Below are 13,401 nucleotides of genomic sequence, written 5' to 3' on the forward strand. Positions count from 1 at the left end.
TCTACACAGCGTACGAACACTGCCAGGTGTCACAGGTGTTCGAGGCTCGGTGCCCGGGATGTCCCACCTGCTGTGACACTTCTGTGAGGTCCGGCGCTGTTGACCGTGGGGGACATGGGCAAGGGCGACCGTGCCGGACGGTGCGGAATCGCCACGAACCGGTACGGACGGGAAAGTTCTTGGGCCAGGGAGGGGAACCCCGCCGCGTGCAGGCGTACGACGGGGAACTGGGCGCGGCCGTCGCGCAAGCCCAGGAGGGTGACGAGGCCGCCTTCGCGGTCGCCTACCGGCTGGTGCAGCCCGGACTGCTCGGGTATCTGCGCGGTCTGGTCGGGGAGGACGCGGAGGACGTGGCATCGGACGCCTGGCTCGAGATCGCCCGGGACCTGGGCAGGTTCAGGGGGGACGGGGCGGGCTTCCGCGGCTGGACCGCGACCATCGCCCGGCACCGGGCCCTGGACCATCTGCGCCGGCAGAAGGTGCGGCCCCGGTCGGCGGCGCTGGAGCAGGACATGCTGGACCTGGCAGGGCCGTACAGCACCCATGACCAGGCGCTGGAGTCCCTCTCCACGGAGTACGCCCTGGAACTGGTCCGGGGGCTGCCGCGCGACCAGGCCGAGGCGGTGCTGCTGCGGGTGGTGGTCGGACTGGACGGCCCCGCCGCCGCCCGTGTCCTCGGCAAGCGCCCCGGCGCGGTGCGTACGGCCGCGTACCGGGGGTTGAAGCGACTGGCGCAGCAACTGGGCGTCGAGAGTGTGACGGATGACGGCCCCCGGACGCTGGGGGAGTCGACATGACAGGTGACGACGCCACGTCGGACAGGGACGGACACGGCATGGGTGACGAGCGGAGCGGCGACGACTCCGGCCGCCGGCATGCCCGCCCGGACGAGACCGCGCGGGGCCGGGAACGGCATGGCGGCCCCACGCCCGGCCAGGAGCAGTCCTACGACGACGACTCGCTCTACGACCACGAGTCCCTCTACGACGGCAGCCCGCTGGAAGCGCTGCTCGCCGCGGCCGTCCGTGGGGGGAAGTCCGAGGGCGAGGCGGAGCGGCGGGCCGTGGACGCGTTCCGGGCGGCGAGGGACGCCGGGGCGCATCGGGCGAGGACGCGGCGGCGGGACGACTGGCGGCCCCGCGCGCAGCGGCGCCGGGCACGTTCGTTGCGGGCGACGCTCTCCGTGCTCCTCGCGAGCCTCACCCTCGGCGGTGTCGCCTACGCGGCGATCGGCTCGGCGGGCGGCGGTCCGGACAGGGGCGCGGCAGCCGACAAGGACGTCCGCGCGAGCGTCCCGGCGAGCACCCCGGCGGAGGCGAGCAGCAGCGGGCGCCCCTCCCCGTCGGCCTCCGCAGAGCGCCCGCCCACCGCGAAGGACACCCTGGCCCACTGCCGTGCGTACGAGAAGCTCCAGGGCCGCGGCAAGGCGCTGGACTCCACGGCGTTCCAGCGGCTGGTCTCGGCGGCCGGCGGCGAGGCGAACGTGAGCGCTTACTGCGCGGAGCTGACGGGCCCGTCCGCAGCGAAGGGCGCGAGCAACGGGAAAGGGGCGGGCAACGCGAACGGCGGGGGCAACGCCGACGACGCGGGCCTCGCGACCCCGGGGAAGCAGAAGGACAAGGCGAACGGCGGTCAGAACGCGGACAAGAACAAGTCCGAGAAGCAGTGACCCGGCGCGCGGCCGAGGCGACGGCCGGGGCCGCCACCCCCCACAGGAGAGGCCCCGGCCGTCGCGCGGCACGGGCCGCGCAGCGGCCCGTACTTCCTTCAGCGTCGTGAGTGCGGTTTCTGTCACACCCCGCCGGACCGGCTCCGGATCACGAGGTCGTTGCATTTTGTACGGACATGGACGAGCAGCGGTTTCAGGTCGTAACGTGCCTTTCGCGCCGGGCGCGGAAGTTGAATGATCAACGCGACTCTCGAACGATCACCACAACCCCTCGACGGCTCGAAGCGGCGACCATCGATCGCGACCACGTATTGAGGATTCACGGGTGCTGGGGGACGACGCGGAGTTGACTGCCGCGGTGCTTGCGGCACAGGACGGGGACGAGACCGCGTTCCGGACTGTGTACCGCGCGGTGCACCCGCGGCTGCTCGGATACGTCCGGACGCTGGTCGGTGATCCGGACGCCGAGGACGTGGCCTCCGAGGCCTGGCTCCAGATAGCCCGTGACCTGGACCGTTTCGACGGGGACGCGGACCGTTTCCGCGGCTGGGCCGCCCGGATAGCCCGCAACCGCGCCCTCGACCACATCCGGATGCGCGGCCGCCGTCCCGCCATCGGCGGCGACGAGACCGAGCTGACCGGAAAGCCCGCCGAGTCGGACACCGCGGGCGAGGCCATCGAGGCGCTGGCCACCGGCACCACCCTCTCGCTCATCGCCCGGCTGCCCCAGGACCAGGCCGAGGCCGTGGTGCTGCGCGTGGTGGTCGGCCTGGACGCCAAGACCGCCGCCCAGACCCTCGGCAAGCGTCCCGGCGCGGTACGGACGGCCGCGCACCGGGGTCTGAAACGGCTCGCGGAGCTCCTGGGCGAGGATCCGGAATCGGCCGGCGTGCTCGATGCCCTGCCGCCGCAGCGAGAACCACAGGACAGTGCGGTGACGTCCGCGAGTGTGACGCATATGCGTCCGCGGACGCAGAAGGACATGTGATGGCCGACGAGAGCTACAGGTGGCTGGACCTCGAGACAGCGGAACGACTGCTGCGCGGCGAGTCCCTGGAAGCCGTCGACGAGGCCGCCCGCGAGCAGGCCGAGCGACTCGCGAAAACGCTGGACGCGCTGCCCGGTAAACCCGCCCCGACCAGCGGCGAACTCCCCGGTGAGGAGGCCGCCCTCGCCGCGTTCCGCAAGGTGCGCGCGGAGCGTGCGGACGACTGGGTGAGCCCGCCCGTCCAGGGTCGGCACCGGACCGGAACCGGTTCCGCCGACGCCGGTCTCGTGCGGATCGGCGCCCCGGACACGGGGGCCGGCCGTCCCCGCCGACGGCGGCCCACGCACCTCGCGCTGGCCGCCGTACTGGCCGTCGGGATGGTGGGCGGAGTGGCCGTCGCGGCCGGAATCGGCGTCCTTCCGCATCTCGGGGACGGCGAACCGGAACCCGCGGCATCGGTGTCGGCCGCCGCCACCCCGGACCGCCCCCTCGACTCACCGTCTGCCCCGGCCCCGCAGGTCGTGCCCTCGCCCGAAGGCTCCCCCTCCGGAGGGACGGGCTCCCGGGACGCGGCACGCGGCGACACCGGAACCACGCCCGACAAGGGTTCCGAAGGGCTGGGTGTACGGCCCCGCGGCGACTGGAACGGCGCCGCCTCGGCCTGCCGGGACATCCGCGCCGGCAAGAAACTCGACCCCGCCCGCAAGCGCTCCCTGGAGGGCGCGGCGGGCGGCACCTCACAGGTCTGGAAGTACTGCAAGGGCGTCATGTCCGGCACCGGCACCCGGGGAGACACCCGGTCCGCCCCCGACGGCCACAAAGGCGACGGCAAGGGCGAGGACACCGGTGCCCACGAGGACAACGACAAGAGCGGCCCCGGCGACGGGTACGGCCGGGGCGACGGGCACGGTCACCACGGCAACCAGTTCACGTCCCCCCGCAAGAACCACCACGGCCCCGACGGCGACACCGTCTCCGACGCCCCGCTCGCCACGACCGGGGCAACGATGTCACCGGATCCGGCCCCGAGCCCGTCGTACAGCGCACTCTGACCGCGCACCACGCCGCTGACCTGCATTTTCTCGCCGACTCCGAATTATTTCGCGGTGGGTGTGACGTTTTCGGGGGCCGGAGCGCAGTACTGAGTGAGCCGACTGGTCATCGGCCGTCGCACAGAGCCGGGGTTCCCCCCGTACCTACGGCTCGTGCACCTGGCGCGGGCGGGACACGTTCCCCCGGTCCCGTCCGCGCCCCTAACGCCTCCTCGCGAAAGTCACCAGTGGACGACGACCTTGTCGCCGTTCCTCACCTGGGCGAACAGGTCCGCGATCGCCGCCTCGTCCCGGACGTTGACACAGCCGTGTGAGCCACCCGCGTAGCCGTGGGCGGCGAAGTCGGCCGAGTAGTGCACCGCCTGGCCGCCGCTGAAGAACATGGCGTACGGCATCGGGGAGTCATAGAGCGTCGACACATGGTGCCGTGACTTCCAGTAGATGCTGAACACGCCCTCACGGGTCGGGGTGCCCACCGAGCCGAAGCGGACCGGCACGGTCATGACCGTCCGCCCGTCGATCATCCAGCGCAGGGTCCGGCTCGTCTTGCTGATGCACAGCACCCGCCCGGTCAGACAGCGCGCGTCCGGCGCGTCGGCCGGCTGGCCGCCCATCAGGTACAGCTCCCACTTGCCCGGCTCGCGCGTCATGTCCTTCAGCCGCTTCCAGGTGACCGTGTCGGTCCTCCCGGTCCTCGGCAGCCCGCGCTTGCCCTGGAACCCCTTCACCGCCCGCTCGGTGAGATCGTCGTACGAGCCCGTCGGACCGTCGTAGAGCCAGGCGACCTGACGCAGCCGGGCCTGCAACTCCCTTACGTCCGGCCCGGAGTCGCCCCGCGACCACAGCACCGCGGGCGCGGCGGCCCCGGCGGACGGTGTCGTCGCACTCGGGCTCGGGTCGTCGGACGTCGGCGGTGTGCTGTGGCCCGGCGGTGTGCTGTGCTCCGGCACCTCGATCCGCACGGGCAGACGCCGCTTGCCGTCCCCGTCGGCGGTCTGCACCGTGCAGCCGCAGGCCAGCGCCAGGACCAGCAGCGCGGCGAACGATCTCCCCATGCCCGTACTACGCATCCGGATCCCCTGTCGTCTCACCGGCATCCCCTGAGATGTCTCCCCCCGGACGGCCGGTCGCGAACGACCCGGCGGCGCTTCGCCCGAGACCGCAATACGGTGGTGGGCATGACGCGTGAGTCGGAGTCCGGACTGCCCATCGAACCCGTCTACGGCCCCGAGGCCCTCCAGGACTGGAGCCCGGAGGAGAAGCTCGGCGAGCCGGGCGGGTACCCCTTCACGCGCGGTGTGTACCCGTCGATGTACACCGGCCGCCCCTGGACCATGCGCCAATATGCCGGTTTCGGTACGGCGACGGAGTCCAACGCCCGCTACCGACAGCTGATCGCCCACGGCACGACGGGCCTGTCGGTCGCCTTCGACCTGCCCACCCAGATGGGCCACGACTCCGACGCGCCGATCGCCCACGGCGAGGTCGGCAAGGTCGGTGTCGCCATCGACTCGATCGACGACATGCGGGTGCTGTTCGGCGGGATCCCGCTGGACCAGGTCTCCACGTCGATGACGATCAACGCCCCGGCCGCCCTCCTGCTCCTGCTGTACCAACTGGTCGCCGAGGAGCAGGGCGTCGGCGCCGACCGCCTCACCGGCACGATCCAGAACGACGTGCTGAAGGAGTACATCGCGCGGGGCACGTACATCTTCCCGCCGAAGCCATCGCTCCGGCTGATCGCCGACATCTTCAGGTACTGCAGGACCGAGATCCCGAGGTGGAACACGATCTCGATCTCCGGCTACCACATGGCCGAGGCGGGTGCCTCGCCCGCGCAGGAGATCGCGTTCACGCTCGCCGACGGCATCGAGTACGTCCGCACGGCGGTCGCGGCCGGCATGGACGTCGACGAATTCGCCCCCCGCCTCTCCTTCTTCTTCGTCGCGCGCACGACGATCCTGGAGGAGGTCGCCAAGTTCCGTGCGGCCAGGCGCATCTGGGCGCGCGTGATGCGCGAGGAGTTCGGTGCGCGCAATCCCAAGTCCCTGATGCTGCGCTTCCACACGCAGACGGCCGGCGTCCAGCTGACGGCCCAGCAGCCGGAGGTCAACCTGGTCCGGGTCGCCGTGCAGGGCCTGGCGGCGGTTCTGGGAGGCACCCAGTCGCTGCACACCAACTCCTTCGACGAGGCCATCGCGCTTCCCACCGACAAATCGGCGCGGCTCGCCCTGCGCACCCAGCAGGTGCTGGCCTACGAGACCGACGTGACGGCGACGGTCGACCCGTTCGCCGGCTCGTACGTGATCGAGAAGATGACCGACGACGTCGAGGCGGCCGCGCTGGACCTGATGCGGAAGGTGGAGGACCTCGGTGGCGCGGTCGCGGCCATCGAGCACGGCTTCCAGAAGAACGAGATCGAGCACAACGCCTACCGCATCGCCCAGGAGACCGACTCCGGCGAGCGGGTGGTCGTGGGCGTCAACCGCTTCCGGCTCGATGAGGAGGAGCCGTACGAGCCCCTTCGCGTCGACCCCGCCATCGAGGCCCAGCAGGCCGAACGGCTGGCTCGGCTCCGCGCCGAACGGGACCGGTCAGCGGTGGACTCGGCCCTCTCCGCCCTCAAGAAGGCCGCGCAGGGCGAGGACAACGTCCTCTACCCGATGAAGGACGCGCTGAGGGCCCGGGCGACGGTGGGCGAGGTGTGCGACGCGCTGCGCGAGGTGTGGGGCACGTATGTCCCCTCGGACGCGTTCTGAGTGTTCCGAGTGCGACACTCGTGCCTATGTTCGGTGTCATAGACCTCCCCACCTACCTGGCGGGCCTCGTCCTGATCGTCCTGCTGCCCGGCCCCAACTCGCTGTACGTCGTCTCCGTCGCCGCGCGGCGGGGAGTGCGGGCCGGATACACCGCCGCGGCCGGGGTGTGGTGCGGGGACGCCGTGCTGATGACCCTGTCCGCGGCCGGGGTCGCCTCGCTGCTCCAGGCCAACGCCGTGCTGTTCGGGATCGTGAAGTACGCGGGAGCCGGGTATCTGTCGTGGCTCGCGGTGGGGATGCTGCGGGCCGCGTGGGGGTTGTGGCGGTCGCGGCGCCCGCCGGTGGCCGACGCGGAGGTCCCCGACGCGGGTCCGGGTGAGCGGCCGTACCGCAGGGCCCTCGTCATCAGCCTGTTCAATCCCAAGGCGATCCTGTTCTTCGTCGCCTTCTTCGTGCAGTTCGTGGATCCCGGATACGCGTACCCGGCGCTGTCCTTCGTCGTCCTCGGGGCGTTCGCGCAGGCGGCCAGCTTCCTGTACCTCACCGCGCTGATCTTCGGCGGGACGAGGCTGGCGGCCGCGTTCCGCAGGCGGCGGCGGTTGTCCGCGGGGGTGACGTCGGCGGCGGGGGCGCTGTTCCTCGGGTTCGCGGTGAAGCTGTCGCTCGCCAGCGCGTGATCCGCAGGCCGGCACAGCCCGCCGGCTTCGAGGCGTCCTCGCCCGCCCAGCCTCCGTGACGAAGCCGAGGCGGGCGCGGAGAGCTTCCAGGACTTCGGCCGGCACTACGAGGAAAGGTCGGCGCTGGTGCCGGCCGGGATCGAGCAGCAGTACCGGCCTACCGGGCCCTGACCTTGCGCACCGCGCGCGTGACCACGGGCGGCAGCAGGTCCACGGCGATCCGGCGGGCCGGAGAGCGCCGCGGCCGAGGAGCGGGGGCCGGCGCGGCCACGGGCGCCACATAGTGCCGGGAGCGCGGGAACGGCGGCGCCTGCATCTTCTGCGCCCGCGCCCGCACCAACCGGTGACCGGCCGCGTCCTGCACGCTCAGCCCGATGTCCGTGCGCTCCCGGAGCATGGCCAGCAGCTCCTCCTGCACCGGCTCCGGGTCCCCCCACGTGCCGTACAGCTTCTGCGTGCTGATGCAGATCGGTCGCAGATCGCGGTTGAGCACGGCCTCCCACACGGCGACCGAGACGCCCGGGGTGTGCTCGGAGCGGAAGTCGTCCAGGACGACGATCCCGTCGGGCAGCAGGATCTCGCGGGCGGCGCCGATGTCGCCGTACACGTGCTCGTACAGGTGTGAGGCGTCGATGTGGACGAACCGGCAGGTGCCCGGCGCCACTTCGCCGGGGACGACCGAGGTGGGGCCCTCGATCACCCTCGGCAGGACGTCGTGGAAGGAGAGGTAGTTCCGCTCGAAGGCCTGCCGGGTGAGGGAGGCGTACGACTTCGTGGTCTCCGCGCGGTTGGCGCCGTCCGGTGCCTCGCCACCGAACAGGTCGCACACCGTGAACCGCTCGCCGTCCCGCAGGTGCTGCCCGAGCAGGATCGCGCTCTTGCCCATGTACGCGCCCAGTTCCAGCAGGTCACCCGGTTTCTCCTGGCGCTGCAGGAACCAGCTGAACAGCATCTGGTCGAGCGGCGGGAACCACCCGGGCACGTCACGGAGTTCACCGGGATACCTGTACGTCTGCTGTGCGTCACCCATGGGAACAGTGTGCTCATCCAGCGGCGGCGGAGCGGTCGGCGAAACGAACGTCAGGTGAACAGCTCAGCGCGTGTTGTTGAGCGCCGTGCGCAGCCGCGGGGTCAGCCGGTTCTCCACGAAGCGGTTCAGCAGCCAGGCCAGGATCAGCATCGAGGCGATCGTCAGCGCGAAGGTCACCGACGAAGGCAGGCCCAGACTCCGGTGCAGGGCGCGGATGACCACCCAGCCCAGGTGCTCGTGCACCAGGTAGAAGGGGTACGTCAGCGCCCCCGCCACCGTCAGCCAGCGCCAGTTGGCCCACCTCAGCCAGCCCACCGCGATCGCCGCGACCGCGACGAAGCCGAAGGCGACCACCAGCACGATGCCCAGCGAGGTGCGGTGGGCGAAGGCGTTGGGGTCGGACGCGTTCCACAGCGACTGGACCGCGTAGTGCTGCCCGATCAGGAAGCTGACCACCACGATGCCCCACGCGTACACGTCCCGCCGGTCGCGGTGGACGAGGTAGAGGCCGACGCCGCCGATGAAGAAGGAGGCGTACTCGGGCATGAACACCACGTCGAGCAGCGGCTGGTGCGCCGCCTGGGTGATGGCCGCCGCCAGTGTCCAGCCGGCGCAGAACATGATCACCCGGCGCCGGGAGGCCCCGGGCAGGACCACGCACAGCGCGAACAGGACGTAGAAGCGGACCTCCGCCCACAGGGTCCAGCAGACGCCGAGCACCCGGTCGACGCCCAGCGGCATCTGAAGCATCGTCATGTTCACCAGGACGTCGCTGGGCGACAGCGCCTTGTAGGCGACCGCGGGCAGCGCGAACACGGCGGTGACCAGGAGAACCGCCGCCCAATAGGCGGGCAGCAGTCGGGAGGCGCGGGAGGCGAAGAACGACTTCAGGGGCCTGCCCCAGCCGCTCATGCAGATCACGAATCCGCTGATCACGAAAAAGACCTGGACGCCGAGGCAGCCGTAGGAGAAATAGGTGTGCAGCATCGGGAACTGGCGTTGTGCGGAGCTTCCCCAGGACTGGGTGATCTCGCCGCCGCGGCCGCCGTAGTGGTACGCGGCCACCATCAGCGCGGCCACCAGCCGCAACCCGTCCAGGGCGCGCAACCGGTTCTCCCGGGGGCGCGGTGTGGGCTGTGGCTCGTCCGGCCGCCGGGGCAGGTCGGGTGCCGGCCGGACGGTCATGCTGGTCACGGAAATCCCCTTCGCAAGCTCTGAAGAGCCTAAGTCACTCCTGTGGATGCGCCTCAGCACGTTAGTCCGAATCACGGCGATGTCTTACTCACCGGATCAACGATTGGCCTTCTGGTCCCGGTGAGTTCACCTGAATGTCGTTTTGACTTCCTAAGTTCGCCCGGAATCCCCCCACGTCGCAGTAAACCCAAGAACTTGCCTTTGCTTCGGCAAGAAAACAACAGGAGTGCCATGACGACGGTCCAGAAGAGGCGTGCACGCGCGCGTGGAGGGGAGCTGGACGACTGCCTGCGCGCCTGCGCTGCGCACAGCGGCAAGGTGGTCGGCAGCATCGACCGCCGCCGTGTCGAACTCGGCGAACAGTTGCGCAAACTGCTCGTCGTCTGGGGCACCACCGCCACGGCCACCCCGGCGGCACCCGCCCCGTCCGGCGCGACCGCCCTGCTGAAGCGCGCCGTCAAGGGTGCCGCGAGCCCCTCGTCGGACATCCCGGCCGAACTGCTCGACGCCCTGCTGGCCGTCGCCAACAAGGCCCTGGAGTGCGGCTACGACGACGAGCTGAACCTCGCCCTGGTCATCAGCGACACCGTCCTCGCCCAGCGCAGGAACTCCCGCGCCGGCTGGCGGCTGCGCGCCCGGCTCCTGGAGGCCCTCGGCGAGGAGGCCGAGGCGCTGGAGGCGTACGAGAAGTACCTGAGCCTCACCGACGACGACGGATTCGGCGTCCGGGCCCGGATCGCGGGCCTGCGCCTCGCGGGGGAGAAGGAGCGCGAACTCCTCGCACTCCTCGGACGCCAGGTCCCCGGCGCCCGCGCCTTCGCCGGCCGCCCCGCCACCGACGTGTGGGCCGAGGGTCTCGCCGCGCACGCCGTCGGCGACTGGGCCGAGGCCGAGCCCCGGCTGGTGGGAGCGCTCCTCTCGCTGGCCGGCGAGAACGCCCCCGTGCAGGAGCGGCAGGAACTGCTCAGTCAGTACCTCGACCTGCGCTCCACCGAGGACACCGACGGCGCGGCGCTCACCCGGGCGGTCGAGCTCTACGCCGAGCAGCGCCGCAACCGCATGCGAGGTCCGGTCGACGACCCCACCATCGGCGGCGTGCAGTGGATCACCCTCGGCGAGTTCCGCAACCAGATCGCCGGCAAGTCGATCTGCCTGGTAGCCAACTCCGGGCGCGTGGGCGCGAGTTCGATGGGCGCCGAGATCGACGCGTACGACCTCGTCGTCCGCTTCAACTCCTACCGGATCGACCCCAGGCACACCGGCGGCCGGACCGACATCCACGTCACGATCCACAAGCACGGCTTCAACTGGGACCAGCAGGTCACCACCCGCCTCGTCTTCGGCGGCGTCTCCGGCGACTGGAAGTACTCGCTGCGCAACCGCCTGGTGCCAGGCGCCCAGACCTACCTCGGCGACGAGTCGCTGCGCTGGCCCCTGCGCAACATAGGCAAGGTCGGAACCGACGTCTGGACCGGCATCCCGACCTCCGGCTTCAACATGCTGTGGCTGCTGGACTTCCTCGACGTGAGCCCGAAGCTCGACCTGATCGGCTTCGACTTCTACGAGAGCGGCGCCTACCGGGTCCAGGAAGCGATGAAGCTCGCCATCACCTCCGTGCACGAGTACACCAGCGAGAAGGCATGGGTCATGGAGCGGGCCCAGAGCGTGACCGACATGAGGATATCCCTGCGATGACCATCAACTCCCTTACCGGGACCGCCGCCCCCTTGGCCCCGGTGACCGACGCGCACGCGCTCACGGGCAAGCGGAAGATCGCCTTCGCCAGCTTCGTCGACGAGAACTACCTGCCCGGCTTCCTCGTCCTGCTGCGCAGCCTCGCCCTGTCCAACCCGGGCGTGTGCGAGGACTTCGTCGTCCTCTACGACGACCTGCGCCCCGGCTCGATCGCCCGGATCCGCGCACTGCACCCGAGGATCGTCCTCAAGCGGGTCGACGCCGACCGCTACGACTCGTACAAGAAGGGGGACCAGGACAACTACCTGGTCCGCAAGGCGTACTTCATCCTGGACGTCTTCAGGATCCGCGAGTACGACACCGTCATCACGCTCGACACCGACATGGTCGTCCTCGGCGACCTCGGTGAACTGCTGCGGCTGCGCGAAGGCCTCGCGGCCGTCCCGCAGTTCTTCTACGGGCAGCACAAGCTCAACTCCGGTCTGCTGGTCATCCAGCGCGAGTACCTGAGCGACTCCTTCTGCGCGAAGCTCGACAAGTGCGGCCGCTCCGGCGACTACGAGCTCGACAAGCACGACCAGGGCATCCTCAACGCCGTCCTGGACGGCGACTTCGTCCGCCTCGACGCCCGCTACAACTTCGTCAAGCGGCGGCTGTCCGGCGACCTCCCCGTCCCCGACGACACCGCGATCCTGCACTTCACCGGCCGCCACAAGCCCTGGCAGGGCGGCGAGGCGGGCTACAGCCGGGCCGAGGAGCGCTGGCGCGAGTTCGATCTGACCGACGCCGAGTTCCAGGCCGCCTACATGGAGCAGCAGGGCGGGCTGCACCACGACCTGATCGTGCACTACGGCACCCCGCACGTGGCTCGCACCGGAGACGTCGAAACCGCCCGCAAGGTGGCCGCCGCCCACATCTCCTCCGGCGACTACCAGGACGCCGTCGACGTCCTCAGCGGCGTCCGTATCCCGCTCGACGAGGCCTGGCCGCACGAGGTCCTCGGCCACGCCCTGATGAGCGTCTCCCGCTACGACGAGGCGAAGACACAGCTCCTGCTGGCCGCCGCCGCCCCCAACCGGGCCGCCACCGCCTACGCCCGCCTCGCCCAGATGGCCTGGGTGCACGGCGACAACACCGAGGCCCTGCGCTACGCCACGGCCGGCATGTCCGTCGACCCGACCCACCGCTCCAGCCGGCTCTGGGCACAGCGCGCGTCCGCCGTACCGCCGCAGGAACTGGGCGCCCCCGAGGACCAGTTGGCGCACGTCGCCTTCTACATGGACCGGCAGGGCAACGCGGGCGACAAGCTCCTCCCGGAGAGCGTCCGCTCCGCCTTCGGCCCCGACACCACCTCCCGCCGCTGGCACTCGGTGCACGCCCACCGCCTCTTCGACGAGGGCGCCCTCCAGCGCGTCAACCGCCGTCGCGGCCTGGTCATCGGAGGCGGCGGCCTGTTCATCCCGGACACCATGCCCAACGGCAACAGCGCCTGGCAGTGGAACGTCCCGGACGAGCTCCTCCGGTCCATCGACGTGCCCATCGCGGTCTTCGCGGTCGGCTTCAACGCCTTCGACGGCCAGTCCTACCGGGCCAACCGCTTCCGCGACTCGCTCCGGCTCCTCGTCGAGCAGTCCTCCTTCTTCGGGCTGCGCAACCACGGCTCGATCGAGAAGGTCCGGGCCATGGTCCCCTCCCACCTGCACGACAAGATCCGCTTCCAGCCCTGCCCCACGACGGTCACCCGCCAGCTGGTCCCCGGCTGGCAGGACCCGGCCAAGCGCGACGACACGATCCTGATCAACGCCGCCTACGACCGGGCCGGTCTGCGCTTCGGCCACGACTACGGCTACTTCCTGGCTCAGATGGCCAAGGCCGTTCGTGACCTGGGCGAGCTGGCCGAGGTCCAGTGCGTGGCGCACTCCCTGGACGACGAGAAGATCGTCTTCGACCTGCGGCGCGAGCACGGCATCTCGCTGCCGGTCATCCCGATGTACGACTTCGAGAACAAGGAGATCCTCGACCTCTACGCCCGCACCAAGCTGGTCATCGGCATGCGCGGCCACGCGGGCATGATCCCCTTCGGCTGCGGCACCCCGATCATCAGCCTCATCTCGCACCCGAAGATGGCGTACTTCCTGCGGGACATCGAGCGGCCCGAGTGGGGCGTCTCGGTCCACGACCGCCACCTCGCCGCCCGTCTGGTGGAGCGCTCGAAGGAACTGCTCGCCGACCACGACAGGACGGTCGCCGACGTCCACGGCCGCCAGCAGGAGCTGTGGAAGGTCACCGAGGCCAACGCGGCCGACCTACGGGTCCTGCTGGGCGGCTGAGCACACC

At 70.7% G+C, this 13,401-nt stretch carries 11 protein-coding genes; 8 read left to right on the top strand and 3 right to left on the bottom strand.

The window, feature by feature from the left end; all coding sequences use genetic code 11:
* Window positions 1-179 precede the first annotated feature (179 nt).
* The 4 genes from ABZT93_RS02285 (at window position 180) to ABZT93_RS02300 (ending at window position 3,709) form a co-directional block, all read left to right on the top strand.
* Window positions 180-797, top strand: coding sequence for an RNA polymerase sigma factor (locus ABZT93_RS02285; RefSeq protein ID WP_356097575.1), 618 nt, complete (start codon window positions 180-182; stop codon window positions 795-797).
* Window positions 794-1,669 (top strand): hypothetical protein, encoded by an 876-nt coding sequence (locus tag ABZT93_RS02290; RefSeq protein ID WP_356097577.1) that lies wholly within the window; start codon window positions 794-796, stop codon window positions 1,667-1,669. The genes ABZT93_RS02285 and ABZT93_RS02290 overlap by 4 nt, the downstream gene beginning before the upstream one ends.
* Window positions 1,670-1,994: 325 nt before the next feature.
* A complete protein-coding gene (locus tag ABZT93_RS02295) occupies window positions 1,995-2,657 on the top strand; it encodes an RNA polymerase sigma factor (RefSeq protein ID WP_356097580.1) in 663 nt (220 codons plus the stop codon).
* On the top strand, window positions 2,657-3,709 hold the full coding sequence (locus tag ABZT93_RS02300) for a hypothetical protein (RefSeq protein WP_356097582.1): 1,053 nt from the start codon (window positions 2,657-2,659) through the stop codon (window positions 3,707-3,709). Before ABZT93_RS02295 ends, ABZT93_RS02300 begins: the two co-directional genes overlap by 1 nt.
* 221 nt (window positions 3,710-3,930) lie before the next feature.
* Here the strand turns inward: ABZT93_RS02300 and ABZT93_RS02305 are convergent, their stop codons facing one another.
* Window positions 3,931-4,764, bottom strand: a complete 834-nt coding sequence (locus ABZT93_RS02305; protein WP_356097585.1) for a L,D-transpeptidase family protein — start codon at window positions 4,762-4,764, stop codon at window positions 3,931-3,933.
* Between the two features lie 123 nt (window positions 4,765-4,887).
* Here ABZT93_RS02305 and ABZT93_RS02310 point away from each other — a divergent pair, with 123 nt between their 5' ends.
* Both ABZT93_RS02310 and leuE read left to right on the top strand, forming a co-directional pair.
* Window positions 4,888-6,468 carry a methylmalonyl-CoA mutase family protein gene (locus tag ABZT93_RS02310; RefSeq protein WP_356097588.1) on the top strand — a complete coding sequence of 527 codons (1,581 nt, stop codon included), beginning with the start codon at window positions 4,888-4,890 and terminating at the stop codon, window positions 6,466-6,468.
* Window positions 6,469-6,494: 26 nt separating this feature from the next.
* Window positions 6,495-7,145 (top strand): leucine efflux protein LeuE, encoded by a 651-nt coding sequence (gene leuE / locus ABZT93_RS02315; RefSeq protein ID WP_356097590.1) that lies wholly within the window; start codon window positions 6,495-6,497, stop codon window positions 7,143-7,145.
* 157 nt (window positions 7,146-7,302) lie between these two features.
* On the opposite strand, the gene ABZT93_RS02320 is transcribed toward leuE, so the two are convergent.
* Together ABZT93_RS02320 and ABZT93_RS02325 are read right to left on the bottom strand one after the other, a co-directional pair.
* Window positions 7,303-8,175 carry a class I SAM-dependent methyltransferase gene (locus ABZT93_RS02320; RefSeq protein ID WP_356097592.1) on the bottom strand — a complete coding sequence of 291 codons (873 nt, stop codon included), beginning with the start codon at window positions 8,173-8,175 and terminating at the stop codon, window positions 7,303-7,305.
* Between the two features lie 63 nt (window positions 8,176-8,238).
* Window positions 8,239-9,360, bottom strand: coding sequence for an acyltransferase (locus ABZT93_RS02325; protein ID WP_356098422.1), 1,122 nt, complete (start codon window positions 9,358-9,360; stop codon window positions 8,239-8,241).
* 240 nt (window positions 9,361-9,600) lie between these two features.
* Here ABZT93_RS02325 and ABZT93_RS02330 point away from each other — a divergent pair, with 240 nt between their 5' ends.
* Window positions 9,601-11,064 (top strand): glycosyltransferase family 29 protein, encoded by a 1,464-nt coding sequence (locus ABZT93_RS02330; RefSeq protein ID WP_356097594.1) that lies wholly within the window; start codon window positions 9,601-9,603, stop codon window positions 11,062-11,064.
* Complete coding sequence (locus ABZT93_RS02335) at window positions 11,061-13,394, top strand: glycosyltransferase (RefSeq protein ID WP_356097597.1); 2,334 nt, start codon at window positions 11,061-11,063, stop codon at window positions 13,392-13,394. Before ABZT93_RS02330 ends, ABZT93_RS02335 begins: the two co-directional genes overlap by 4 nt.
* Window positions 13,395-13,401 lie beyond the last annotated feature (7 nt).

This window comes from Streptomyces sp. NPDC005303, assembly GCF_040607335.1.
Taxonomy (GTDB): domain Bacteria; phylum Actinomycetota; class Actinomycetes; order Streptomycetales; family Streptomycetaceae; genus Streptomyces.

Bases quoted from the DNA above. Each gene is read 5' to 3' on its own strand.
- leuE (WP_356097590.1), top strand. From the start codon at position 6,495: ATGTTCGGTGTCATAGACCTCCCCACCTACCTGGCGGGCCTCGTCCTG.
- ABZT93_RS02325 (WP_356098422.1), bottom strand. From the start codon at position 9,360: ATGACCGTCCGGCCGGCACCCGACCTGCCCCGGCGGCCGGACGAGCCA.
- ABZT93_RS02300 (WP_356097582.1), top strand. From the start codon at position 2,657: ATGGCCGACGAGAGCTACAGGTGGCTGGACCTCGAGACAGCGGAACGA.
- ABZT93_RS02310 (WP_356097588.1), top strand. From the start codon at position 4,888: ATGACGCGTGAGTCGGAGTCCGGACTGCCCATCGAACCCGTCTACGGC.
- ABZT93_RS02335 (WP_356097597.1), top strand. From the start codon at position 11,061: ATGACCATCAACTCCCTTACCGGGACCGCCGCCCCCTTGGCCCCGGTG.
- ABZT93_RS02320 (WP_356097592.1), bottom strand. From the start codon at position 8,175: ATGGGTGACGCACAGCAGACGTACAGGTATCCCGGTGAACTCCGTGAC.
- ABZT93_RS02305 (WP_356097585.1), bottom strand. From the start codon at position 4,764: ATGGGGAGATCGTTCGCCGCGCTGCTGGTCCTGGCGCTGGCCTGCGGC.
- ABZT93_RS02330 (WP_356097594.1), top strand. From the start codon at position 9,601: ATGACGACGGTCCAGAAGAGGCGTGCACGCGCGCGTGGAGGGGAGCTG.
- ABZT93_RS02290 (WP_356097577.1), top strand. From the start codon at position 794: ATGACAGGTGACGACGCCACGTCGGACAGGGACGGACACGGCATGGGT.